The organism is Mesorhizobium sp. Root695, from assembly GCF_001428185.1.
GTDB lineage: Bacteria > Pseudomonadota > Alphaproteobacteria > Rhizobiales > Rhizobiaceae > Mesorhizobium.
This window is the reverse complement of record NZ_LMHO01000001.1, coordinates 601131-624848: the sequence shown is the minus strand read 5'-3', so window position 1 is coordinate 624848 and position 23718 is coordinate 601131. Positions and strand designations below refer to the sequence as shown.

At 63.5% G+C, this 23718-nt stretch carries 25 protein-coding genes; 19 read left to right on the top strand and 6 right to left on the bottom strand.

The window, feature by feature from the left end; all coding sequences use genetic code 11:
- The first annotated feature begins 62 nt into the window (after positions 1-62).
- Positions 63-554, top strand: coding sequence for a universal stress protein (locus ASD99_RS03010; protein ID WP_057142641.1), 492 nt, complete (start codon positions 63-65; stop codon positions 552-554).
- A 286-nt stretch (positions 555-840) separates the two neighbouring features.
- Positions 841-1410 carry a NifU family protein gene (locus tag ASD99_RS03005; RefSeq protein ID WP_056590040.1) on the top strand — a complete coding sequence of 190 codons (570 nt, stop codon included), beginning with the start codon at positions 841-843 and terminating at the stop codon, positions 1408-1410.
- A 180-nt stretch (positions 1411-1590) separates the two neighbouring features.
- On the opposite strand, the gene ASD99_RS03000 is transcribed toward ASD99_RS03005, so the two are convergent.
- Positions 1591-2208, bottom strand: a complete 618-nt coding sequence (locus tag ASD99_RS03000) for a L,D-transpeptidase (RefSeq protein ID WP_056590197.1) — start codon at positions 2206-2208, stop codon at positions 1591-1593.
- A 226-nt stretch (positions 2209-2434) separates the two neighbouring features.
- Between ASD99_RS03000 and cueR the strand changes: the two genes are divergently transcribed.
- The 4 genes from cueR (at position 2435) to ASD99_RS02980 (ending at position 4856) form a co-directional block, all read left to right on the top strand.
- Positions 2435-2857 (top strand): Cu(I)-responsive transcriptional regulator, encoded by a 423-nt coding sequence (gene cueR, locus ASD99_RS02995; protein WP_057142640.1) that lies wholly within the window; start codon positions 2435-2437, stop codon positions 2855-2857.
- Positions 2858-3029: 172 nt separating this feature from the next.
- A complete protein-coding gene (locus ASD99_RS31730) occupies positions 3030-3347 on the top strand; it encodes a protamine-2 (modular protein) (RefSeq protein WP_082583129.1) in 318 nt (105 codons plus the stop codon).
- Positions 3348-4003: 656 nt separating this feature from the next.
- Positions 4004-4192, top strand: coding sequence for a hypothetical protein (locus tag ASD99_RS34250; RefSeq protein ID WP_056590030.1), 189 nt, complete (start codon positions 4004-4006; stop codon positions 4190-4192).
- Between the two features lie 163 nt (positions 4193-4355).
- The gene (locus tag ASD99_RS02980) at positions 4356-4856 is read left to right on the top strand and encodes an MmcB family DNA repair protein (RefSeq protein ID WP_056590194.1); all 501 of its coding nucleotides are present in this window, start codon (positions 4356-4358) and stop codon (positions 4854-4856) included.
- Positions 4857-4865: 9 nt separating this feature from the next.
- Here ASD99_RS02980 and nhaA read toward each other — a convergent pair whose 3' ends face one another.
- The 5 genes from nhaA to ASD99_RS02955 form a co-directional block, all read right to left on the bottom strand.
- Complete coding sequence (nhaA, locus tag ASD99_RS02975; RefSeq protein WP_057142705.1) at positions 4866-6074, bottom strand: Na+/H+ antiporter NhaA; 1209 nt, start codon at positions 6072-6074, stop codon at positions 4866-4868.
- A gap of 60 nt (positions 6075-6134) precedes the next feature.
- Positions 6135-6698 carry an ActR/PrrA/RegA family redox response regulator transcription factor gene (locus ASD99_RS02970; RefSeq protein ID WP_056590011.1) on the bottom strand — a complete coding sequence of 188 codons (564 nt, stop codon included), beginning with the start codon at positions 6696-6698 and terminating at the stop codon, positions 6135-6137.
- Positions 6699-6783: 85 nt separating this feature from the next.
- Positions 6784-8115: an ActS/PrrB/RegB family redox-sensitive histidine kinase gene (locus tag ASD99_RS02965; protein ID WP_057142638.1), complete on the bottom strand. Its 1332-nt coding sequence runs from the start codon at positions 8113-8115 to the stop codon at positions 6784-6786.
- A 118-nt stretch (positions 8116-8233) separates the two neighbouring features.
- Positions 8234-10693, bottom strand: a complete 2460-nt coding sequence (gene hrpB, locus ASD99_RS02960; RefSeq protein WP_057142637.1) for an ATP-dependent helicase HrpB — start codon at positions 10691-10693, stop codon at positions 8234-8236.
- Between the two features lie 56 nt (positions 10694-10749).
- Positions 10750-11640 carry a DMT family transporter gene (locus tag ASD99_RS02955; protein ID WP_057142636.1) on the bottom strand — a complete coding sequence of 297 codons (891 nt, stop codon included), beginning with the start codon at positions 11638-11640 and terminating at the stop codon, positions 10750-10752.
- A gap of 28 nt (positions 11641-11668) precedes the next feature.
- Here ASD99_RS02955 and ASD99_RS02950 point away from each other — a divergent pair, with 28 nt between their 5' ends.
- The 13 genes from ASD99_RS02950 to ASD99_RS02890 all read left to right on the top strand — a co-directional run bounded on the left by ASD99_RS02950 (position 11669) and on the right by ASD99_RS02890 (position 23701).
- Positions 11669-12358 (top strand): PIG-L deacetylase family protein, encoded by a 690-nt coding sequence (locus tag ASD99_RS02950; protein ID WP_057142635.1) that lies wholly within the window; start codon positions 11669-11671, stop codon positions 12356-12358.
- Positions 12359-12642: 284 nt separating this feature from the next.
- The gene (locus ASD99_RS02945) at positions 12643-13974 is read left to right on the top strand and encodes an ABC transporter substrate-binding protein (RefSeq protein WP_057142634.1); all 1332 of its coding nucleotides are present in this window, start codon (positions 12643-12645) and stop codon (positions 13972-13974) included.
- Between the two features lie 124 nt (positions 13975-14098).
- Positions 14099-15046, top strand: coding sequence for a carbohydrate ABC transporter permease (locus ASD99_RS02940; protein ID WP_056589993.1), 948 nt, complete (start codon positions 14099-14101; stop codon positions 15044-15046).
- Entirely contained in the window at positions 15043-15993 is a 951-nt protein-coding gene (locus ASD99_RS02935; RefSeq protein WP_056589989.1) for a carbohydrate ABC transporter permease, read from the top strand. Before ASD99_RS02940 ends, ASD99_RS02935 begins: the two co-directional genes overlap by 4 nt.
- Positions 15990-16196, top strand: a complete 207-nt coding sequence (locus ASD99_RS02930) for a hypothetical protein (protein ID WP_056589986.1) — start codon at positions 15990-15992, stop codon at positions 16194-16196. The genes ASD99_RS02935 and ASD99_RS02930 overlap by 4 nt, the downstream gene beginning before the upstream one ends.
- Positions 16197-16198: 2 nt before the next feature.
- Entirely contained in the window at positions 16199-17311 is a 1113-nt protein-coding gene (locus ASD99_RS02925) for an ABC transporter ATP-binding protein (protein ID WP_057142633.1), read from the top strand.
- The gene (locus ASD99_RS02920; protein ID WP_057142632.1) at positions 17304-18317 is read left to right on the top strand and encodes an ABC transporter ATP-binding protein; all 1014 of its coding nucleotides are present in this window, start codon (positions 17304-17306) and stop codon (positions 18315-18317) included. Before ASD99_RS02925 ends, ASD99_RS02920 begins: the two co-directional genes overlap by 8 nt.
- Positions 18318-18396: 79 nt before the next feature.
- Complete coding sequence (locus ASD99_RS02915) at positions 18397-20040, top strand: dihydroxyacetone kinase subunit DhaK (protein ID WP_057142631.1); 1644 nt, start codon at positions 18397-18399, stop codon at positions 20038-20040.
- Between the two features lie 72 nt (positions 20041-20112).
- Positions 20113-20715: a dihydroxyacetone kinase subunit DhaL gene (dhaL, locus tag ASD99_RS02910; protein WP_056590188.1), complete on the top strand. Its 603-nt coding sequence runs from the start codon at positions 20113-20115 to the stop codon at positions 20713-20715.
- A complete protein-coding gene (dhaM, locus tag ASD99_RS02905) occupies positions 20712-21101 on the top strand; it encodes a dihydroxyacetone kinase phosphoryl donor subunit DhaM (protein WP_056589973.1) in 390 nt (129 codons plus the stop codon). Before dhaL ends, dhaM begins: the two co-directional genes overlap by 4 nt.
- 22 nt (positions 21102-21123) lie before the next feature.
- Positions 21124-21426 (top strand): HPr family phosphocarrier protein, encoded by a 303-nt coding sequence (locus ASD99_RS02900; protein WP_056589970.1) that lies wholly within the window; start codon positions 21124-21126, stop codon positions 21424-21426.
- A gap of 266 nt (positions 21427-21692) precedes the next feature.
- Positions 21693-23267, top strand: coding sequence for a phosphoenolpyruvate--protein phosphotransferase (ptsP, locus tag ASD99_RS02895; protein WP_057142630.1), 1575 nt, complete (start codon positions 21693-21695; stop codon positions 23265-23267).
- Positions 23268-23278: 11 nt separating this feature from the next.
- Positions 23279-23701, top strand: a complete 423-nt coding sequence (locus ASD99_RS02890; protein ID WP_056589964.1) for a hypothetical protein — start codon at positions 23279-23281, stop codon at positions 23699-23701.
- Positions 23702-23718 lie beyond the last annotated feature (17 nt).

The following is a 23718-nucleotide window of genomic DNA, read 5'->3' as shown; positions in this document are numbered from 1 at the left end:
CGGCTTGCCGCCGGTCCGCCGCAGTGGCAGATTGCGGCCGAAATAGCATCGAGTAGATAGACATGGTCTCCAAACGCCTCAGCCGCGAAGTCGGCCATCGCCGTAAATTCCTGGCGATCATCGACGATACGCCGGAGTGTGAACGCGCCGTCGCCTACGCCTCGAAGCGGGCGCAGAGCACCAGCGGCACGCTGGTGCTGCTTTATGTCATCGAGCCGGATGATTTCCAGCACTGGCTGGGCGTCGAGAAGATCATGCGCGAGGAGGCAACCGCCACGGCGCGGGCAGCACTCGACACCTATGCCAACAAGGTACGCCAGAAGCTTGGCATCGAGCCTGAAATGGTGGTGCGCGAAGGCAAGCCGACGGAAGAGATCCACAAATTGATCGAGGAAGACCAGGACATCGCCATCCTGGTGCTGGCCGCCGGCGCGGGCAAGGAAGGCCCCGGGCCGCTGGTCGGCGCCGTGGCCGGCAAGGGCGCCGCCTTCCCGATCCCGGTGACCGTCGTGCCGCAGAACCTGTCCGACGAGGAGATCGACAGCCTGGCCTGAGGTGTATTGATCTTCAGGCGATGCCGGCCTGCAAATGTCGGCGTCCTGCGCTTCCGGTGCTCACGTACCAAAGTACGCTCCGCTCCGGTTCTCGGACACCACCATTTTCGACTCGGCCTGACCTGAAATCTCAACACACCTCAACGCACCTCAAAGTGTGGTAAGAGCCGAAAAAACATTCCGCCAGCCAGCCGTTACGGCGATGCGTTTCGCTTGAATGTCTAGCCAATAGAGCCTATTTAGAATTATTCCAAACTAGCTGCCCGAAATGGGCACGGAGATGGCCATGTTCATCCAGACCGAATCGACGCCAAACCCGGCGACGCTGAAATTCCTGCCCGGCAAGGAAGTGCTTCTGGAAGGCACTGCTGATTTCCGCGATGCTGACAGCGCCGCTGTTGCCTCGCCGCTGGCTGGCCGGCTGTTCGAGATTGCCGGCGTCACCGGTGTTTTCTTTGGCTATGACTTCATCACCGTGACCAAGGACGGCCCCGACTGGCAGCATCTGAAGCCGGCGATCCTCGGCGCCATCATGGAGCATTTCATGACAGGCGCGCCTGTCATGGCCAAGGCCGGCCCGGCCGCAGAGACCAGTCAGACCGGCGAGTTCTACGACAAGGCCGACGAGGAACTGGTCATTACCATCAAGGAACTGCTTGACACGCGGGTGCGCCCGGCGGTCGCCCAGGATGGCGGCGACATCACCTTCCGTGGCTTCGAGAACGGCACGGTGTTCCTGCACATGAAGGGCGCCTGCGCCGGCTGCCCGTCATCGACGGCGACGCTGAAGCACGGCATCCAGAACCTTCTGCGCCACTTCGTGCCTGAGGTGCAGCAGGTCGAACAGGTCTCCTGATCGTTCAGCTTGCCGTCTTGCCGGCTAACAAATTCCATCGCAAACAACAAAAAACCGGGCCGAATTGCCCGGTTTTCTGTTTGGGACGTCCGTTGTTGCCTAGACGGTCCGCGTACGAAAGCTGCCTCTATCTGATCATGGTTTTCCCGAGAACCGGTACCGGTTTTTCGGCATCATGATCTAAAGAACAATGACTTTGGCGCCGACCGAGGCGCGGTCATAGAGGTCGATAATGTCCTGATTCATCAGGCGGATGCAGCCTGACGACATTGCCTTGCCGATCGAATTCCATTCCGGGCTGCCATGCAGGCGATAGCCCGAATCACCGCCCTTGTTGAACAGGTACATGGCGCGCGCGCCGAGCGGGTTCTTCAGGCCAGGCTCCATGCCGCCGGCAAACTTTTCCAGTTCGGGCTGGCGCTGGATCATCTGCCTCGGCGGCGTCCAGGTCGGCCATTCGCGCTTCAGCGCTATATGGGCGGTGCCATGCCACTCGAAACCCTCGCGACCGACGCCGATGCCGTAGCGAATTGCCCTGCCGTCACCCTCGACGAAGTAGAGAAACTTGTTCTGCGTGTCGACGATGATGGTGCCCGGCTTTTCCGGGCTGTCGTAGTTCACTTCCTGCCGATGGTACTTCATCGGCACCTTCTCGATCGGGATGCGCGGCAGCTGGTAACCGGCGTCGGTGACCGCGCCATAGTCGTTGGAGAAGATCTGCGAGCCGATGGTACTGCAACCGGCGATAGCAGTGGAGAGCGCCAGTGCGGCGACGATTGCAAACGACTTCATGCGCATCAGGTGATCCGGTGCCCCGCCCCAACTTCGGCGGCACGAGTCGGCCGCTTTCTCGCCGATATTCATGCTGGCATTTGCTTTGCTTGCCAAGCGCGCGATGCCTATATGCCTGTGTTGACGCGCGGGTAAGCGTATCACTATGGCATTTCGGCAACAGCCCTCACAGGATTGTGAAGGAAATTCAAGGGGCAAGTCCACGGGCTCCTGAGAATCGAGGAGAATCCCAATGAACGTCGGTGACGCCGCCCACCGCTCCGGCCTGCCGGCCAAGACCATCCGCTACTATGAAGAGATCGGCCTGATCGCCCCGACGCGCGCCGCCAACGGCTACCGCGACTATTCCGGAGACGACATCCACCGGCTGGCCTTTCTGCGCCGCGCGCGCAATCTTGGCTTTTCCATCGACGATTGCCGCCAGTTGATGGCGCTCTACCAGGACCGCGGCCGCGCCAGCCACGACGTGCGCGAGATCGCCGCCGCCCATGTCACGGCGATCGAGGAGAAGGTGCGCGAACTGCAGTCGATGCGCTCTACCCTGCAGAAACTGATCCATGCCTGCCACGGCGACGAAAGGCCGGACTGTCCGATCCTTGATGACATGGCGGGCGCGGCGTTGCTCGACGACAAGGCCGCTGCAGCGAGACCCTAGGAAGAAACTGCTGAATGCCGGTCGGGACAACGGGGCCGGTGGCAGCGAACGATCTAAAGAAGCGCCCACCACAGCCGGCACGCGGTTCAATCGAATTTTCTTTTGCATCTAGGCGCGTCAATCTGCCGCTCTATGTCTTCCTTGTCGCAATGATCAACGATGGAGGTTTGGCATGGATCGACGATTGTTTCTGACTGGAATGCTTGGGCTGGCAGGGGCTGCGACCGTGGCCGCCATCGTGCGTCCTGCCACTGCGTTGGCCGGCATCCCGAATTCGGGACCCGGCATTCTCGATGAACTCGACAAACCGTCCGACGATATCCTCGACCAGGATGGTTCTGATGTCCAAGACGGCATCGAGCTCGTGCGGCATCGCAGATGGCACCGCCGCCGCCGCCGCCGCGTGTGGAGACGGGTTTGCCGTCGCTATTGGCGCAACGGTTACTGGCGCCGCAGATGTTTCCGTAGATCTTTTTGGATCCGCTTCTGACGAGAGTCGGCAAACGCGAGGGCCTCGGCATCCGCCGGGAGTCTTCGCTGTTGCTGTCGGCAAGAATTCCAACCTGGAAAAAAAGGCCCGCCACCGTCGGGCAGCGGGCAGGTTCTGGAGTGCCAGGGGATCAACCCAGCATTGGGTCAACGAGCGGGCCATGGGTTGGTTGCAAAAGCACACGGGACTCGTAAGGCAAGGCGATAGGTCACTACGCCACGATAGCCAATATATGATGATTGACTAAAGTGCGGAACATCCAACAAACATTTGTGGAACCTTTACAGGCCCCTCAGACCTTTGCGTGCGCCTTGCAAGACTTTAGTCCCACCGTCTTATATTTAGGAGCGCAAGTTGCTGCACCGCATAAAGACCGCCCGCCTTCTACGGCTGGGTAGGGACTTCAGTCTCAATTGAGCAATCTCTAATGTATCTATAGCTTAGGCAATGCGGGGGACTATCCAAAAACCTAATCCCGCGATGGCCGGTGCCCACTCAACCCCTAGCATACCCAAGCACCGGCCATCCTTTTGGGCATATGTTGTGATTGGCTGACACAACGGACGTCCAAGGGACATTCGCGGAACTAAAGCGGTTACGTCAGACCTTGGTTGGTAACGCGCAAGATTTTCGTCCTGCTGCCCTATATTTAATAAATGGAGGTTCATCAGCGCGACACATCAAGTCGATTCGCGCTGACGATCTCTTTGTTTTTCGAGGAACTGCTTGGCGTGTTCCGCCCAATCAGCCGCCGTGACTTTGTGTTCCTGAACGGACGTTCTGAAAGCCTTGCGCAGCGCGTCAAGGTCGAAGGCCCACAGTTGTTGGCCCTCGGTGCTGTTTGATTTTGCGTCGCCCGTTCCCATGGAAGCGACGGTATGCACCGCAAGTTCAATCTTTCAAGGATCAATGGCTGACTTCTTTTGGGTATATCCGGGTATGTCAACCAGATAATCGCCTGTATAAAACAGGTTCAAACCGTGAACAAAATCTGGCATGGTGCCTGTCATGCCGATCATCTCCCCCATCCCGATCAATCCGCTCATCGACGGTCGCCAGTCCGAACGCGCCATGCTGGTGCGGCGCGGCGTGCAGCGGCTGCTGATGGATATGGGCGCGCATGTGCTGCCCGAGCTGTCGCTGGCCACCGGCCGCCGCGCCGACCTCGTCGCGCTGACCCGGCAGGGTGATATCTGGATCATCGAGATCAAATCCTCGATCGAGGATTTCCGGGTCGACCGCAAATGGCCGGACTACCGGCTGCACTCCGACCGCTTCTTCTTCGCCACCCATCCCGGCGTACCCTCCGAGATCTTTCCGGAGGAGTGCGGCTTCATCCTCTCCGACGGCTACGGCGCCGAGATCCTGCGCGATGCGCCCGAACACCGCATGGCGGCGGCAACGCGCAAGGCGCTGATGCTGCGGATCGCGCGGGCCGGTGCCTCTCGGCTGCTGGCGGCGGAACTTGCCGGTGTGTCGGTGCCGGCGCTGGAGGGTGAAAGCGAGTAGGTTTTCGCCTTACTCTTCGCTCTCTTCCACCCCACCAACCGGCGGCGCCATCAAAAGCACGGCAGCCCCCAGGATGGCGGCGATGAAGGAGCCGGCGAGGATGCCGACCTTGACCGCGTCCTGCAACGCCACATCACTGGCGAAGGCGAGCAGACCGATGAACAGGCTCATGGTGAAGCCGATGCCGCACAGCAGAGAGATGCCGATCATATGCGACCAGCCGGCATTGGCGGGCAGGTCGGCAAGACCGAACCGGATGGCAAGTGCCGAGGAGCCGAACACGCCGACCAGCTTGCCTATAACCAGGCCGGCGGCGACACCCAGCGTCAGCGGCTCGATCAGCGCGCCAAAGCTCAGGCCGGCAAGCGAAACGCCGGCATTGGCAAAGCCGAAGATCGGAATGACGACAAAGGCCACTATCTTGTGCAAGCCGTGCTCGAGCCGATGCAGCGGCGAATGGTCGAGATCGTGGCCGATCCCGGCGGAGCGCTCGAGCGGGATGGTGAGCGGGATGGTGAGCGCCAACGCCACGCCGGCAAGCGTGGCATGGACGCCGGATTTCAGCACCAGCACCCACAGGATGACGCCCAGCACGAGATAAGGCACCAGCGTCATCACCCGCATGCGGTTGAGCACGACGAGCGCGGCAATGACCGCGAAGGCAGCACCCAGATAGGCGAGCGAAAGGCCGCTGGTGTAGAAGATGGCGATGATGATGACGGCGCCGAGGTCATCGATGATGGCAAGCGCGGTCAGGAACACCTTTAGCGAAGCCGGCACGCGGCTGCCGAGCAGCGACAGCACACCGAGCGCGAAGGCGATGTCGGTGGCGGTCGGGATGGCCCAGCCGGACAGTGCCGCCGCGTTGTTGCGGTTGATGGCGACATAGACGAGTGCCGGCACCACCATGCCGCCGGCCGCGGCGATGCCGGGCAGGACGCGGCGCGGCCAGGTGGAAAGCTGGCCGTCCAGCATCTCACGCTTGATCTCCAGCCCGACGAGCAGGAAGAACACCGCCATCAGCCCATCATTGACCCAATGCGACACGCTGAGCGGGCCGAGATAGGCGTGGAGCGCGGAGAAATAGGTTTCGGCCAGCGGCGAATTGGCGACGATCAGGGCAAGGGCGGCGGCCACCATCAGGATAATGCCGCCGGCCGCTTCGCTCTCGAGAAATTCGCGGAAGACGGAAACCGGCCGCTGCTTCAAGTCCTGCATGTCGCCTCCGTCATGCCGCCTGTCGGCCGGCGTCATTGCGCAAGATGCGCAAGTCGCGCCTCAGCGCGGCGCGCGCTTGGCCAGTATCCGCTGCAAGGTGCGGCGATGCATATTGAGCCGGCGCGCCGTCTCGGAGACATTGCGCTCGCACATTTCATAGACGCGCTGGATATGCTCCCAGCGGACGCGGTCGGCCGACATCGGGTTTTCGGGAGGCGCCGCGCGCTCACCGGCGGTGCGCGTGAGTGCGGCGAAGATATCGTCGGCGTCGGCGGGCTTGGAGAGATAATCGACAGCACCGAGCTTCACCGCCGTCACCGCGGTGGCGATGTTGCCGTAGCCGGTCAGGATGATGGTGCGGGAATCCTGACGCTTTTCGCGGATGGCCGCGACCACGTCGAGGCCGTTGCCGTCGCCGAGCCGCATGTCCACCACGGCATAGGCGGGCGGATTGGCGCGCGCCTTGGCAACCGCCTCCTCGACGTTCTCGGCCGTCTCGACCACGAAGCCCCTGGTTTCCATGGCGCGGGCCAGACGCGTGAGGAACGGCTTGTCGTCATCGACGATGAGCAGCGAGGTGTCCTCGCCTTCAACCATTGCGCCAATATTTTCGTCGCCTGTCATAGTCTCAAAATTCCTGATGCCTTAATTTTACGCAGATATAGTTCCTGAACCTCATTGTCCAATTTTTAGAGCTCCTTCAAGGCTCTCAGGCGGTATCGAACATGCTGGCCGAAGTGATTTCCGGATTGAGAAACACACCGCGCGGCCACGATATCTGTACCACGGCGCCCTCGCCCAGGCCGCTCGAATTGCGGAAATCGAGTGTCGCGCCCGAGCGTTCGAGCAGCGTCTTGGCAATGAACAGGCCGAGCCCCAGGCCGCCGCCGGCTTCATTGCCCTGGCGCGTCGACATATAGGGCTCGCCGATGCGGTCGATGATCTCGGCCGGAAAGCCGGGTCCGTCATCGATGATCGAGAAGGTCACAGAGGCGTCGTCCCAGCTCCAGCGCACGGTGACGCTCTTGCGGGCGAAATCGACGGCGTTCTCGACCAGATTGCCGAGGCCGTAGATGACGCCCGGATTGCGGCGACCGACCGGCTCCGGCCCGATGCGTTCGCCGGGCCGAAGCTTGATCGAAATGCCGAAATCGCGGTGCGGCGCGGTGACCTCCTCGACCAGCGAAGTCAGCGGCAGCCGCGAAAGATGCGCCTCGCCCTCGGTGGACAGGCTGGTCAGCCGCTTGAGGATTTCGCGGCAGCGCTCGCTCTGCGAGCGCAACAGCGTCACGTCTTCCCCGTATTTCGGATCCTTGCCGAGCGCCTTTTCCATCTCCTTGGCGACAAGCGCGATGGTGGCAAGCGGCGTGCCAAGCTCGTGCGCGGCCGCGGCGGCCAGTCCGTCGAGCGCCGAAAGGTGCTGCTCGCGCTGCAGCACCAGCTCGGTGGCGGCAAGCGCATTGGCCAGAAGCCGGGCTTCGGCGGCCACCCGAAAGGCGTATATGGCGGTGAAGGCGATCGAGGACAGCACCGCCATCCACATGCCGGCGACATAGATGAAGGGCATCGCCAGCGGAGCGTCTTCGTGCCATGGCAGCGGCAGATGGACAAAGACCAGAAACGTCGCCGCCGACATCACCAGCCCGCCGAGGATGGCGGTCAGGCGCAGCGGCAGCGATGTCGCCGAAATGACGACAGGCACGGTCATCAGCAGCGAGAACGGATTGGTCAAGCCGCCGGTCATGTAAAGCAGGCCGGCTAGCTGCAGGCTGTCGAAAATGAGGATGCCTAAGGCCGCCAGCGGGGTGAGCCGGTGCGCCGCCGGAAACCGGAAGGCGAGAAACAGGTTCATCCAGGCCGAACAGGCGATCAGCGCGAAGCACAGGCTGACCGGAAACGGAAACTTCAGGCCATAGGCGACGACGAGCACCGTCAGGCTCTGACCGACAATGGCAAGCCAGCGCAACCGGATCAGCGTGTTGAGGCGCAGTCTCTGGCTCTGCTGGAAATCGGGCGAACGCAAAACGTTGATCATGGCCATGGATTACAGCCGTCGGACTGGAAGCGCTAGGTCCCGCTCCAATCCGAGGAATCGGATTGGAGCTCTACTTCTTGTTTGAGCATGATCTTTTCCAAAAACCGGTTCCCACTTTTTGGGATCATGCTCGCGGTTTGGCCCGGGCGGTGGCGGCGGCGAGCAGCGGGTTTTCCGGCCAGACATGCTTGGGATAGCGGCCGCGCATGTCGGCGCGCACATCGGCCCAGGAGCCGCGCCAGAAACCGGGCAGGTCACGCGTCGTCTGGATCGGCCGGTGCGCCGGCGACAGGAGTTCGAGCGTCAGCGGCACGCTGCCATTGGCGATGGCGGGATGCCGGTCGAGGCCGAACAACTCCTGCACGCGAACCGCCAGCACCGGCCATTCGCCGTCATAGCGGATCGGCACATGGCTGCCCGACGGGGCGTCGAAATGGGTTGGCGCCAGCGTATCGATCCTGCGCTGCAGATCATGCGGCACGAGTGTGGCCAATCCGGCCGAGACAACGCCCGCATCGATGGCGGCAAACGATGCCGCGCCGGACAGGAACGGCAGCAGCCAGTCGTCGAGGCGCTCGATGAGGGCGGCATCGGCCATATCGGGCCAGGGCGCGCCGAGGCCGCGATGCAGCCAGCCAAGCCGCTGGCGCAGCGTTTGCGCCTCCTTGCTCCAGGTCAGCAGCGACAGCCCGTGCTCGCGCACCGCATCTGTTATTGCGCGATCGGCGTCAGCGCCGGTTGGCGGCGGCAGCATGCGCTCGGCAAGCGTGATGGCACCCAAGCGCACGGTTTCGCGCACGCGCACGGCGCGCTTGTCGCGATCGAAGCTCGTTTCACGGCGTGTTTCGATCCTGCCTGAAAGCGCGGCGCGGACATCGTGCTCACTGATGGCCGCCGCCGCCGTGATGCGCGCATTCTGTGCCTTGCCCTGCAGGTCGGCGACGACCAGAAAAGGCTCGCCGGCCAGCGCGTCGGCGGCGTCGAGCATGGCGCCTGAGCCATTGGCCAGCACGAAACGGCCGCGCTCGCCGCGCGCCTTGGCCACCCGATCCGGCCAGGCGTGGACGAGAAGCGCGCCGACGGCGGCAGCTTCGCTGCCCTTCGCCCCGCCAGCCTGCCGCGCCAGCCGTTCGGCGAGCTGCTTGGCGGCTGTAGCGCGCGGCGATCTTTCCTGGCGAAAGCGGATCAGCCGTCGCTCCAGATCGGCGCCGTCGCCACCAAGGCCGCGTTCGGTGAGCAGCACGGCAAGCATCGCCGCCGCGAAGGCATGGCCGCTCTTCGCTGCCTCGGCGACCATATGCGCCAACCGCACCGGCAGAGCGAGCTTGCGCATCGCAGCACCCGTATCCGTCAGGCGCCCTGTCTCGTCGATGGCATCCAGCGCGCGCAGCAGCACCCTTGCCTCGTTGAGCGCCGGAGCGGGCGGCGGATCGAGAAAGGCGAGCCCTGCCGGATCGGCAACGCCGAAGGCGGCGCAATCGAGCAGCAGCCCCGACAGGTCGGCCTCGAGGATTTCCGGCGGCGTGAAGGCGGGGAGTGCAGCCGTCTGCTCGGCCCGCCACAACCGGATGGCGATGCCAGCTTGCGTGCGCCCGGCACGGCCGGCGCGCTGGTCGGCGGAAGCCCTGCTGACGCGCACGGTTTCCAGCCGAGTCAAGCCGCTGGCCGGCTCGTAGCGCGGCAGCCGCGACAGGCCGGAATCGATGACCACGCGCACGCCGTCGATGGTGATCGAGGTTTCGGCGATCGAGGTCGCCAGTACCACCTTGCGACGGCCCGACGGCGGCGGCTTGATCGCCGCGTCCTGCGCCTTGGCGTCGAGCATGCCGTAGAGCGGCACGATGTCGGTTTCAGTGCCGACCTTGCCGGCCAGCCGCTCGGCGGTGCGCTCGATCTCGCGCTGACCGGGCAGGAAGGCAAGCACGCTGCCGCTCTCGTCGGCAAGGGCTGCGCGGATCGCCTTGGCCATGGCGTCCTCGATCGTGGTGCCAGCGGAACGCTCGTCATAGCGGATGTCGACAGGGAAGGCGCGGCCTTCGCTTTCGATCACCGGCGCGCCCGACAGCAGCTTGGCGACACGCGCACCGTCGAGCGTCGCCGACATCACCAACACGCGCAGGTCCGGCCGCAGCGCACCCTGCACGTCGAGCGCCAGCGCGAGACCAAAATCGCCATCGAGCGAACGCTCGTGGAATTCGTCGAAAATGACAGCCGAGATTCCAGGCAGTTCGGGATCGTCGAGGATCATGCGCGCCAGAACGCCTTCGGTGACTACCAGTATCCTGGTCTTTGCCGAGGTGCGGTTTTCCATCCGCATGGCATAGCCAACGGTGGTGCCGGGCTCCTCGCCCAACAATTCGGCCATGCGGCGGGCGGCGGCGCGGGCGGCGAGCCGGCGCGGTTCGAGCAGCACGATCTTGCCGGCACCCAGCCAGGACGCGTCGAGCAGCGCCAGCGGCACCAGCGTCGTCTTGCCGGCGCCGGGCGGCGCCACCAGCACGGCGCTGTTGCCATGGCCGAGCGCTTCGCTCAGCGCCGGCAGCACGGCGGATACCGGAAGCTCCGGCAGGGGTTTTGTGGTCATCGCGTCCGCATATCAGCGGTGGTGGTGGCCGTGCAACTTATCGCACCAACGCCAATTCAAAGCCGGGTGCGCGAAAACGGGTTCCAGCGCACCGTGCCCAACCGCGCTTCCTCGCGCACCATGGTCAGCAGGCCGGCCCCACCGACGACCGCCAGGCCGATCAGCGACAGCCCGTCGGGGTATTCCTGGAAGAACAGCGCGCCGAGGATCACCGCCCAGACGATCTGCGAATAATGCGTCGGCGCGACCCGGTTGGCGGGTGCGTATTTCATGGCCAGCAGCTGCAACAGCTGGCCGCAGGCGGTGAAGGCACCCGCCGCCACCAGCCACAGCAACTGTTTCCCGCTGGGAGCGGTGAATGCGGTGGCGGCGGCGCCGATGCCGTTGAACAGCAGGCCGTAGCCGACCAGCACGCCCAGCATGGTCGTGCGCTTTTCCTGCTGCGCCAGCGAGCGCATCAGGATGACACTGGTGGCGGCGAGGAAGGCAACCCCGAACGCGGCAAGGTGGCCGAGATTGAGTTCGCGAAAGCCCGGCCGCACCACCAGCATGACGCCGGCAAAACCGGCAACCACCGCCAGCCAGCGCCAGGGGCCGACCTTCTCCTTGAGGATCAGCGTGGAGAGGATGGTGACGCAGAGCGGCGCCAGGAAGATCAGCGCATAGGACTCGGCCAGTGGAATGGTGGTGAAGGCGTAGACGCTGAGCACGCCGGACGCGATGCCGGCCCAGGCACGCGCCTGCACAGCCCAAGGCCTCTTGGTGCGCCAGAAATCACGCCAGCGCTCGTCCGCCGGGCGCGTGAAGAAGAGAAAGCAGCCGGCAAACAGCGTCGTGAAGAAGCCAATCTCGAAGACCGAGAATTGTCCGCCCAGGCTTTTGACAACGGCATCGCTGCCCGAATAACTTGCGTAGGCGATCAGGGCGAGCAGGATTCCGTTCGTCACGTTGTTCCATTTCCGGGGAGAGAGTGGTTTGAAAATCCTGGCGCTCGGTGCGCATCCGGACGACATCGAGATCTTCATGTTCGGTACGATGGCCGCCTATGCCGCGCAAGGCGCAGAACTCACTTTTGCCATAGCCACGGATGGTGCCAGGGGCGGCAAGAGCGATCCCGCTGTTCTCGCCCGTGTCCGCCGCGAGGAAGCAACGGCCGCGGCCGCGCTGCTTGGGGCGGCGCCGCGCTTCCTCGACTTTCCCGACGGCGAACTGGTGGCCGATGCCGCGCTGATCGAGGCGCTGAAAAAGCTGATTCGCGAAACCGGACCAGATCTGGCGATCACGCACGCGCCCAACGACTATCACGCCGACCACCGCGCGCTGTCGGACGGCGTGCGCATCGCGGCGTCGTTCGGAGTTCCGGTGCTGCATGCCGACACGATGGGCGGCACCGGTTTTTCGCCGACGCACTATGTCGACATTTCACCCCAAGCCGAGATCAAGGCGAAGGCGATCCGCATGCATCAGTCGCAGGATCCCCACCGCTTCGTCGACGGCGCGCGAACGCAAAACCTCTTTCGCGCCGGCCAGTGCAACGGCGTTCAAGGCTCGTTGGCCGAAGCCTTCCGCTTCGAACCGACGTTCCCCTTCGCCGACATCCGCGCGCTGCTGCCGCCGGCGCCGCCGATCCGCAAGGTCATGGTGAGCACCAAACGAGTCGGCTGAGAGCCGCTACGATTTTGCAGCCGGGTCGGAACGAGCCCGCACGGCTTCGATAGGGGGCGGATCCGACTCGTGATCCGCACTTTTCCCAACGTTTTCCGAGACCGATGCAAGCATGCTGCGGCGCAGCAACGAATTCGCTTGCCTTGTTTAGTAAAAATTGCATCACTAAACAAATTACTAAACATCTGCGGTGCTGTCGCGCCGCCATGTTTGGGCCCCTGAGGAGAGGGGTTGAGGGCTCTTGAAACCGTCATCCGGGCGCGTTTCGCAAATGGGAGGAAGGCATGAAATCGAGCTTGAAACTGGCGTTGGGACTGACCTCGGCGATTACCGCGTCGACAACCGTCTCGAACGTCGCGCACGCTGAAGACCTGACGCTGTGCTGGGCCGCCTGGGACCCGGCAAACGCGCTTGTCGAACTGTCCAAGGATTTTACCAAGGAAACCGGCATCGGCATGAAATTCGAGTTCGTGCCGTGGACCAACTATGCCGACCGCTTCCTCAACGAACTGAATTCGCACGGCAAGCTGTGCGACCTGATCATCGGCGACAGCCAATGGATCGGCGGTGCCGCCGAAAACGGCCACTACGTCAAGCTGAACGACTTCTTCGACAAGGAGAAGATCAGCATGGACGACTTCGTCCCGGCAACCGTCGTCGGCTATTCGGAATGGCCGAAGAACACGCCGAACTACTGGGCGCTGCCGGCCATGGGCGACGTCGTCGGCTGGACCTATCGCAAGGACTGGTTCTCCAAGCCGGAGCTGCAGAAGGAATTCAAGGAGAAGTACGGCTGGGATCTCGGCCCGCCGACCACCTTCGACCAGCTGAAGCAGGTTGCCGAATTCTTCCAGAAGCGCGAGATCGACGGCAAGACCGTCTACGGCGCCTCGATCTACACCGAGCGCGGTTCTGAAGGCATCACCATGGGCGCCATGGACGTGCTCTACAGCTATGGCTTCCAGTACGAGAACCCGAAGAAACCCTATGAGATGGAAGGCTTCGTCAACTCCGACAAGTCGGTGAAGGGGCTGGAGTTCTACAAGGCGCTCTATGATTGCTGCACGCCTCCGGGCGCCTCGAACAGCTACATGGGCGAAGGCGTCGATGCCTTCAAATCCGGCCAGGTGGCAATGCATATGAACTTCGCCTTCACATGGCCGGGCCTGCAGAAGGACGAGAATGTCGGCGGCGACAAGATCGGTTACTTCGTCAACCCGAAGGGGCCTGACGGCGACCAGTTCGCCCAGCTCGGCGGCCAGGGTATCTCGGTGGTGTCCTATTCCGACAAGCAGGAATCGGCCCTGAAATACATCAAATGGTTCGCCAACAAGGACGTACAGGCCAAGTGGTGGTCGCTCGGCGGCTATTCCTGCCTCAACGCGGTGGTCAAGGATCCGGCCTTCCCGGCCAGCCAGCCCTACGCGCAGACCTTCCTCGACTCGATGGCCATCGTGAAGGACTTCTGGGCCGAGCCCAGCTACGCCCCGCTGCTGCAGGCCTCGCAGAAGCGCTTCCACGACTATGTCGTCGCCGGCCAGGGGTCGGCCAAGGATGCGCTCGACGGCCTGGTCAAAGACTGGACGCAGGTCTTCCAGGACGACGGGAAGATGTAACCGGGGCAAGATGTAACCGGCTCCTCCCGAGCTAGGCCCAAGCGTCCCGTGCCGCCTTGGCACGGGACGCGGTTCAGATAAGTTCCATGACAGAGACGACCAAGTGACCGAAGCAGGACTCACCATGCTCAATCGGACTGCGGAGAACGTTGCCCGGGCGACCCCGGAACCGTTGGCCCGCAAGGTCCGGGGCATCAGCGACAAGGGCCTCGCCTGGCTGTTCATCTCGCCGACGATCCTGTTGCTGCTGGCCATCAACATCTTCCCGCTGTTCTGGGCGATCTATTTGTCGTTCACCAACTACCGCGCCAACCGGCCGAACGAAGTGGTAAAAAATCTCGGCTTTGCCAACTACCAGCGCATCCTTGGCGACAAGGATATCTGGATCGCCATGCAGACGACGGCGCATTTCGTGTTCTGGACCATCCTGTTGCAGACGCTGATCGGCTTCACGCTGGCCTGGCTGATCGACAGGAAGTTCCGCGGCCACGCCTTCTGGACGACGCTGATCCTGGTGCCGATGATGCTGTCGCCGGCGGTGGTCGGCAATTTCTGGCGCTTCCTCTACGAACCGCAGATCGGCCTGTTCGCCTACGCGATTTCCTTCTTCACCAGGATTCCGCCGACCGATATCCAGATGCTCTCCAACGTCTCGCTGGCGCCGTGGTCGATCATCATCGTCGATACATGGATGTGGACGCCTTACGTGATGCTGATCTGCCTCGCGGGCTTACGCTCCATCCCCGAATACATCTACGAGGCGGCCGAGGTCGACCGCGCCTCGAACTGGCGGCAGTTCTGGTCGATCACGCTGCCTATGGCGCTGCCCTTCATCATGCTGGCGGTGCTGTTTCGCGGCATCGAGAACTTCAAGATGTTCGACATGGTCAATCTGTTGACCGGCGGCGGGCCGGGCTCGACCACCGAGGTCGCCTCGATCACGCTGAAGCGCCAGGCTTTTGAGAGCTGGCGCACCGGCTATTCCTCGGCCTTCGCCATCATCCTGTTCGTCGCGGTGTTTGGTCTAGCCAACATCTACGTCAAGGCGCTCAACAAGGTGAAGCAGAGATGAGCCTGACCACAGCCCATTCGGTCGTCGCACCCTCGGCCAACTCGAAGCGCATCGCCGGAACGATCATCGTGCTCTACGCGCTGATCTCGATCGTGCCGCTGCTGTGGATCTTCGCCACCAGCTTCAAGACGCCGCCGGATTCGATTGCCTATCCGCCCAAGATCCTGTTTCAGCCTAGTCTCGAAGGCTACTGCAATTTGTTCACGACGCGGACGCGGCAGACGCCGGACTATATCAACTCGCTGGGACCGGCGACGGGCTTCTGCGACGAGACCACGCGCAAGCGCAACATGGTGATCGCCGGCCCCTCCAACTTCCTGCCGCGCTTCGTCAATTCGCTGATCATCGCCTTCGGCTCGACCTTCTGCGCCGTCTTCCTCGGCACGCTGTCGGCCTACGGCTTCTCGCGCTTCAAGGTGCCGCTCGCCGACGACCTTCTGTTCTTCATCCTGTCGACGCGCTTCATGCCGCCGATCGCCGTCGCCATTCCGATCTACCTGATGTACCGCGAGCTTGGCCTATCGGACACCGCGCTCGGCATGATCCTGCTCTATACGGCGGTCAACGTGTCGCTGGCTGTGTGGCTGCTGAAAGGCTTCATCGACGAGATCCCGCGCGAATATGAGGAGGCGGCGATGATCGACGGCTATACGCGGCTGCAGGCCTTCTGGCGCACCGTGCTGCCGCAGGCGACGACCGGCATCGCCGCGACCGCGATCTTCTGCCTGATCTTCGCCTGGAACGAGTATGCCTTCGCGGCGCTTCTGACCTCCGGCACGGCGCAGACCGCGCCGCCCTTCATTCCGACCATCATCGGCGAAGGCGGCCAGGACTGGCCGGCGGTAGCAGCCGGAACGACGATCTTCCTGGTGCCGATCCTGGTCTTCACCATCCTGCTCCGCAAGCAATTGCTGCGCGGTATCACCTTCGGCGCGGTGCGCAAATGAGCTTGATCAACCCCCAGAAGCGCAAATCGCGCTGGCCAGCCTGGGCACGGCGCGGCCTGATGGAAAACATCGCCACGGCACTGATCGCCATCGGCTTCCTGATGCTGTTCCAGCCCTTCGCGCTGTCGCTCTACACCTACTCCTTCATCACCATGCTCGCCGGCACCGTGATGTTCATCATCGTCTCCAAGTTCCCGGAATAGTCATGGCCGAAATCCGCGTCCAGCACCTTAGAAAGGCCTTCGGCGATTTCGTCGCCGTGCAGGATTCCAACTTCGTCGTCGAGGATGGCGAGTTCTTCGTCATGCTCGGACCATCCGGCTGCGGCAAGACGACGACATTGCGCATGATCGCGGGGCTCGAATTGCCAACAGGCGGCCAGATCCTGCTTGGCGGCGACGACGTCACCATGCTGCGGGCACGCGAGCGCGACATCGCCTTCGTCTTCCAGCTGTTCGCGCTCTATCCGCACATGAATGTGCGCAAGAATATCGGCTTTCCTCTGCTGGCGCAAGGTATGCCGTCAGCCGAAATCCGCACCCGTGTCGAGGAGACAGCGAAGCTACTGCGCATCGACCATCTGCTCAACAAATCGGTCTCCGGCCTTGCCGGCGGCGACCGCCAGCGTGTGGCGCTCGGCCGCGCCATCGTGCGGCGGCCAAAATGCTTCCTGATGGACGAGCCACTCGGCACGCTCGACACCGAATTCCGCGATCTGATGGTCCACGAGCTGCGCGAGCTGCACAACCGCATCCACGCCACGACTGTCTATGTCACGCACGACCAGATGGAAGCCATGTCTATGGCCGACAAGATCGCGGTGATGAACCATGGCGTCATCGAACAGTTCGGAAGCCCACGCGAAATCTATGACCGCCCGGCGACAATGTTCGTCGCCGACTTCATCGGCTCGCCGCCGATGAACTTTTTGGGATTCGGCGGCGGGCTCGCCAAGGGGGCAAGGGAGATCATTGTCCAGGGCGCGAAGGTGGCGGTACCGGAAGTGCGCGAGGATATCGCACCTAGCGACATGGCGCTTGGTATCAGGCCCGAACACATCCGCTTCGACGATGCTTCCAAGCTGCGCGGCGCCATCTACGGCACCGAATATCTCGGCACAACGCAGATCGTCGCGGTGGAGACGGCGGATGGCATCATCAAGGCACGCGTGCCGGCCGAGATCCGGCTCTCCACCGGCGACCATGTCGGCCTGGCGCTGAGCAGCGCACGGCTGTCGCTGTTCGAGAAAGGATCCGGCCGCGCGGTGAGAACCGCGATCCACGATGTGGCCTCGGAACGGAGGGCCCAGCATGGCTGACGTGCACATCAAGAACGTGACCAAGAATTTTGGCGACCATGCCGCCGTCGACGCTCTCGACCTGCACATATCAGATGGTGAATTCGTCGTGCTGCTCGGGCCGACAGGGGCCGGCAAGACGACGACGCTGCGGCTGATCGCCGGGTTGGAACGGCCGGATTCCGGCACGATCGAAATTGGCGGCCACAATGCCACGACACTGTCGCCGGCCGAGCGCGACACGGCCTTCGTGTTCCAGCAGTACTCGCTCTATCCGCATCTGTCGGTGTTCGACAATCTCGCCTTCCCGCTGCGCTCGCCGGCCCGAAAGATGCCGGAAGACCAGATCCGCCGCCGGGTCGAGGAGGTGGCGAAAATGGTGCGCATCCATCACAAGCTCGCCAACCGCTCGACCAAGCTTTCGGGCGGCGAAATGCAGCGCGTCGCCATCGGCCGCGCGCTGGTGCGCAAGCCTTCGATCTATTTGATGGACGAGCCACTGTCGTCTCTCGACGCCAAGCTGCGGGCGGATCTGCGGCTCGAGCTGAAACGCATCCAGACCGAACTCGGCGCCACCATGCTCTACGTCACCCACGACCAGATCGAGGCGATGACCATGGCCGACCGTATCGGCATCCTCACCGAGGGCGTGCTGGTGCAGATCGGCTCGCCGCGCACCATCTATTCCGAGCCGGCAAACCTGCATGTCGCGGCGAGGCTCGGCCAGCCGGCGATCAATCTTCTGCCGACCGGACTGCTGCCCGATGGCGGCGCGCCGGCGGGAACCAAAACCATCGGCGCGCGTACCGAGCACCTGACGATCGCGAAAGCCGCGAATGGCCATGCCGACGGCGTCGTCGACTGGGTCGAGCATCTCGGCGACCAGAACCACCTGCATGTGACGGTGGGCCAAAAGAAGCTGGTGACGCTGACGGACCCCGACACGGATCTGGCGCAGGGCGACAGGGTGGTAATCCGCTACCGGTCGCCGCTGTATTTCGGTGCCGATGGACAACGACTGATGTGAACGGCTTCGGTGCTTCCTTCCCAAGGTTCAGCACCGGTTTTTGATTGACGATTGCGGATACGGGGCTGGACGAAATTCGATGAAGCACTTTTTCAATCGCAGGGAAACGATCGTCACCGAGGCGCTGGATGGCCTGTTGCGGACCATTGGATCAGGCGATCTCGCGCGTCTCGACGGCTATCCCGAAATCAAGGTCATCCTGCGCGCCGACTGGGACAAGACGAAAGTCGGCGTCGTCTCCGGCGGCGGCGCCGGGCACGAACCATCGCATGCCGGCTTCGTCGGCAAGGGCATGCTGACGGCGGCGGTCTCGGGCGAGATCTTTGCCTCGCCGAGCGTCGAGGCGGTGCTGGCGGCCATTCGCGCGGTCACCGGTCCGGCCGGCTGCCTGCTCATCGTCAAGAACTACACCGGCGACCGTCTCAATTTCGGCCTGGCGGCCGAGAAGGCGCGCGCCGAAGGGCTTCGCGTCGAGATGGTGATCGTCGCCGACGACATCGCGCTCCCCGACATTGCCCAGCCGCGCGGCGTTGCCGGCACCTTGTTCGTGCACAAGATCGCAGGCCACCTGTCGGAGGCCGGCCACGATCTGGCGTCCGTTGCGGCAGCCGCTCGCGCGGCGGCGAAGGACATCGTTTCGCTCGGCATGTCGCTGTCGTCATGCTCGATCCCGGGCCAGCCGCACGAAGACAGGTTTGGCGAGAACGATGGCGAACTCGGCCTCGGCATTCATGGCGAGCCGGGCGTCGATAGGATTGCGGTGCAAAGTGCCGACAGGCTGGTCGCGATCATGGCTGAGCGCCTCGCGGCACGGCTTGATCCCAAGGCCACCTACGCCCTTTTGATCAACAATCTCGGTTCGGTGCCGCCGCTCGAAATGTCTGTTATCGCCAACGCGGTGCTTGCATCGCCGCTCGCCAAAACCATCAAGCTGACGATCGGCCCCGGACCGCTGATGACGGCGCTCAACATGAACGGTTTCTCGCTGTCGCTGCTCCGGCTCGACGCCACGCGCGAGACGGCCTTGTTGGCGCCGGTCGGCCCGCACGCCTGGATGCCGGCAAAGCCTGTTGTGTCACCCGTCATCCTGCCGATGGCGAAACCAGCCGGACAGAGCGCGGCACGCAAGCCCAGTCAGAATGCGCGGACAAGATCCCTTGTCGTCACGGTCTGCGAAAGGCTGATCGCGCTCGAAGCCACTTTGAACGGGCTGGATGCCAAGGCGGGCGACGGCGACACCGGTTCGACAGTGGCGACCGGCGCGCGCAGTATTCTCGAGCGGCTTGATATGCTGCCGCTTGCCGAACCTGCAGCCACCCTTGGCGCGATAGGCGACATTCTGAGCGCATCCATGGGCGGCTCCAGCGGCGTGCTGCTGTCTATCTTTTTCACCGCGGCGGCGCAAGCGTTGGACAGCGACGCGAACCTTGCCAAGGCGCTGCTTGCCGGCCTTGAGCGAATGACTTTCTATGGCGGCGCGAGCATTGGCGATCGCACCATGATCGATGCCCTGGAACCAGCCTTGAAAGCGCTCGACTCCAGCGGTCTGGAGGAAGCGGCAGAAGCCGCTCGGCGCGGTGCCGAGGCCACCGCCGCCATGGACAGGGCGAAAGCCGGACGGTCCGCCTATGTCGGCAGCAAGCTGCAAGGCGTGGTCGACCCCGGTGCTCATGCGGTGGCCGAAGTCTTCGCGGCGGTCGCCGCGCTGCATGCAGCGGCCTGACGCATGCTCCAGTTGTCGAATGACCGTTCTTTCGATACTGCGGGCGGCATGGAAACCGGGAATGCGGGCGACATGGCGGCGTTGAACCTTGCCAGGCTGATCGCGGCCGCCGCGGATACGATTGCCGCGCACGCCGAGGAGTTGACCACGCTCGACCAGGCGATCGGCGACGGTGACCACGGGCTGAACATGAAGCGCGGCTTCGAGGCCGTGCGGGCCGAAGCCGCGGCGTTTTCGGCCAGGCCGTTGCCCGAAGCCCTGAAGGCGATCGGCACCAAGCTGGTGATGACGGTCGGTGGCGCCTCCGGCCCGCTGTTCGGCACCCTGTTCCTGGCGCTCGGCAAGCAGATTTCGGCGGCGCCCGACCGCGCCAATCTGACGGCGGCTTTCGGCAAGGCCATCGAAGCTGTGGCAGCTCGCGGCAAGTCGCAGGTTGGACAAAAAACCATGCTCGACGTGCTTCAGCCGGTGCACGACGCGCTGCTGCAGGGAAAGACAGCGCCGGAAATCGCCGATATCGCCGACGCTGCGGCCAAGGCGACCGTGCCTATGAAGGCCCTGCGCGGCCGTGCGTCGTTCCTCGGCGACCGTTCGATCGGCCATATGGATGCCGGCGCACGTTCGACCACGCTTCTGGTGCGCACGATCGTCGAAACGCTGGAAGGTCAGCCATGAGCAATGTCGGCATCGTCATCGTTTCGCATTCGCCGCTGGTCGCCGAGGGCACGGCCGACATGGTGCGCCAGATGGTGGGCGACGAAGTGCCGCTTGCATGGTGCGGCGGAAACGGTCATGGCGGGCTTGGCACCAATGTCGAGGCGATCATGGGCGCCATCGAGAAGGCCTGGTCGGAAGCCGGCGTCGCCATTCTGGTCGATCTCGGCGGCGCCGAGACCAACTCAGAAATGGCGGTGGAGATGATCGGCGAGCCACGGTCGCAAAAGATCATCGTGTGCAACGCGCCGATCGTCGAAGGCGCGGTGATGGCGGCGACCGAAGCCTCCGGCGGCGCCTCGCTCAGGGAAGTGGTGGCGACGGCGCATGAATTGTCGCCGTCGTGATTGAACAGGAATTTTGAAAGACATGTCCGTATCCGCCGAAGCGACCGTTGTGATCACCCACGAGGTGGGCCTGCACGCGCGTCCTTCGGTGAAGTTCACCAAGCTGGCCAAGACCTTTGCCGCCGAGGTGGAAATCGCGCTGGCCGCCAATGGACCATGGTTCGACGCCAAGAGCATCGTCAAGGTGATGGCGGCCAAGGCGCCGAAGGGCACGGTGCTGCACATCAGGGCCAGCGGCGACGGCGCCAATGATGCCGTCGACGCGCTGGTCGAACTGGTGCGGCGCGATTTCGATGAAGGCGCGGACCATGTCCGGACCGCTTAGGCTTAAGCCGCATTTCTCACACTCGATGTGGCCTGCGCCGGTTCAAGAAGCCGGCAGGGTAGGAGCCGCGCGACGAGCGATGCGGCTCCATCGGGCAAGCGCGGCGACGCCGCCTGCCGGTTTCTTCAACCGGCCCTTTCGGGTTGCCTTTCGGCGGGCATCTACGGCGACGGGCGGCTCAACCGTATGTCTCTATACGCTTTTCGCCGCCCGTCGCCGTATATGCCTCGCCGAAAGAGCAACGCAGGCCGCATGGAGTTCGAGAAATGCGGGTTAAAGGCATTTCGGCCTCGGCCGGCTATGCCGAGGGGCCGCTGTTCGACCTCGACAAGACTGTCGTATCCTATGTCGGCAAGGAAACAGCCGACGACGAGAAGGCCGCGCTCGAAACCGCAATCGCCATCGCGGCGGGCCGCCTTACAGTATTGATCGAGATGGCCGTGGGCGATGCCGCCGACATTCTCGAGTTCCAGATCGCCATGCTGGGGGATAATGCGCTGAGCAGCCCGGCCTTTGCCGCGATCCGGACCGGCCTGCCTGCCGACAAGGCCTGGCGGCAGGCGCTCGACGCCGAAATCGCCGGCTACGATGCTTCCGACCAGGATTACTTTCGCGCGCGTGCCGCTGACATCCGCGACATCAGGGACCAGGTGCTGCGAGCCCTGTCCGAGGATGGCGACGTCCCGGCGCCAGCCGGTGCCATCCTCTACGGCGAGGACATCGCGCCGACGCGCTTCCTCGAAACCGACTGGACCAGCGGCGGCGGCATCGCGCTAAAGGCGGGCAGCACCGCCAGCCACGTCGCCATGCTGGCGCGCTCGCGCGGCGTCCCCATGGTTGTGGGTCTTGGCAGCTCACCGGCCCATCCTGCCGGCATCGCCTTGCTCGACGCCGAACATGGCGGCATCGTGCTGTCGCCGTCCAAAGCCGAAATCGACGCCTTTCGCCAATCCTCTTCATCATTCTCGGCGCGCCGCGACCGGGCTGGAACGTTCCTGGCGCGGCCGGCGGTGACCAAGGCCGGCACGATGGTGCGTGTGCAGGTCAACATCGCCGACCCGTCCGATGTCGACGGCATCGACATCGCGACCTGCGACGGCGTCGGCCTGATGCGCACCGAATTCCTGTTCGGCAGGACTCTGCCGGATGAGGAGACGCAGTATCGCGCCTATCGCAAGGTGCTGGAGTGGGCCGGCGACAAACCGGTGACGATCCGCACCGTCGATGCCGGCGGCGACAAGCCGGTGCCGGGCTTCACCGTCGCGGAAGGCAATCCATTCCTCGGCCTGCGCGGGATCAGGCTGTCGCTGGCAAGACCCGAGGTGTTTCGTGTACAGATCCGGGCGCTGCTGCGCGCCGCCGTCCACGGCAGTCTGAAAGTGATGTTTCCGATGATCGCCATTGTGGAGGAATACCGGCAGGCAGCGGCGATGTTCGCCGAGGAGCAGGCGGTGCTTGCCACGCGCGGCATCGTGCACAAGATGCCGCCGCTCGGCATCATGGTCGAGGTGCCTTCGGTGGCGATCGTGCCCGAAGCCTTTACTGATGCCGCCTTCTTCTCGATCGGCTCCAACGACCTTACCCAGTATGTGATGGCGGCGGCCCGCGACAACGCTGCGGTGGCACATCTCAATTCGGTCCGTCATCCGGCCGTGCTGCGGCTGATCGCTGCCGTGACCGCGTTTGGCCAGCGGGAGAATATCCCTATCAGCCTGTGCGGCGATGCCAGCGGCGACCCAGCCTCGATCCCGTCACTGCTCGAGATCGGCCTGCGCGATCTTTCCGTTGCACCGGCGCAACTCGCCATGGCCAAGGCGGCCATCGCGGATATTTCGGTCTAGGCGCGGCTGGCATGGTCGACAAGGCACCCGAACCCGGTTCCGAAGAGGCGATCCGCGCCTACAAGACGATCCTGTCGCACGTCATCGACCAGCGCCCGTCCGGTATGCGCCAGCGCCTCGCCGATGCGCTCGGCAAGCACCGCAGTTTCGTCACGCAGATTTCCAGCCCGGCCTACTCGATCCCGATTCCATCAAAACATTTGCCGGCTATATTTTCCGTCTGCCATTTCAGCCCGGCCGAGCGTGACCAGTTTCTCGCTGCCTATCACCAGGCGCATCCAGGCAAGATGTCGATCGCATCGGGCATGCGCAAGACGCGGCATGTCTCGCTGATCGTGCCCGATTTCGGCGACGACAAGCAGAACGCCGCGCTCGACAGGGCGGTGAACGATTTTATCCAGAAGATCACCAGCATCACCGGAAAAGGTAGCTGATCGCTTTGTATAAGGCC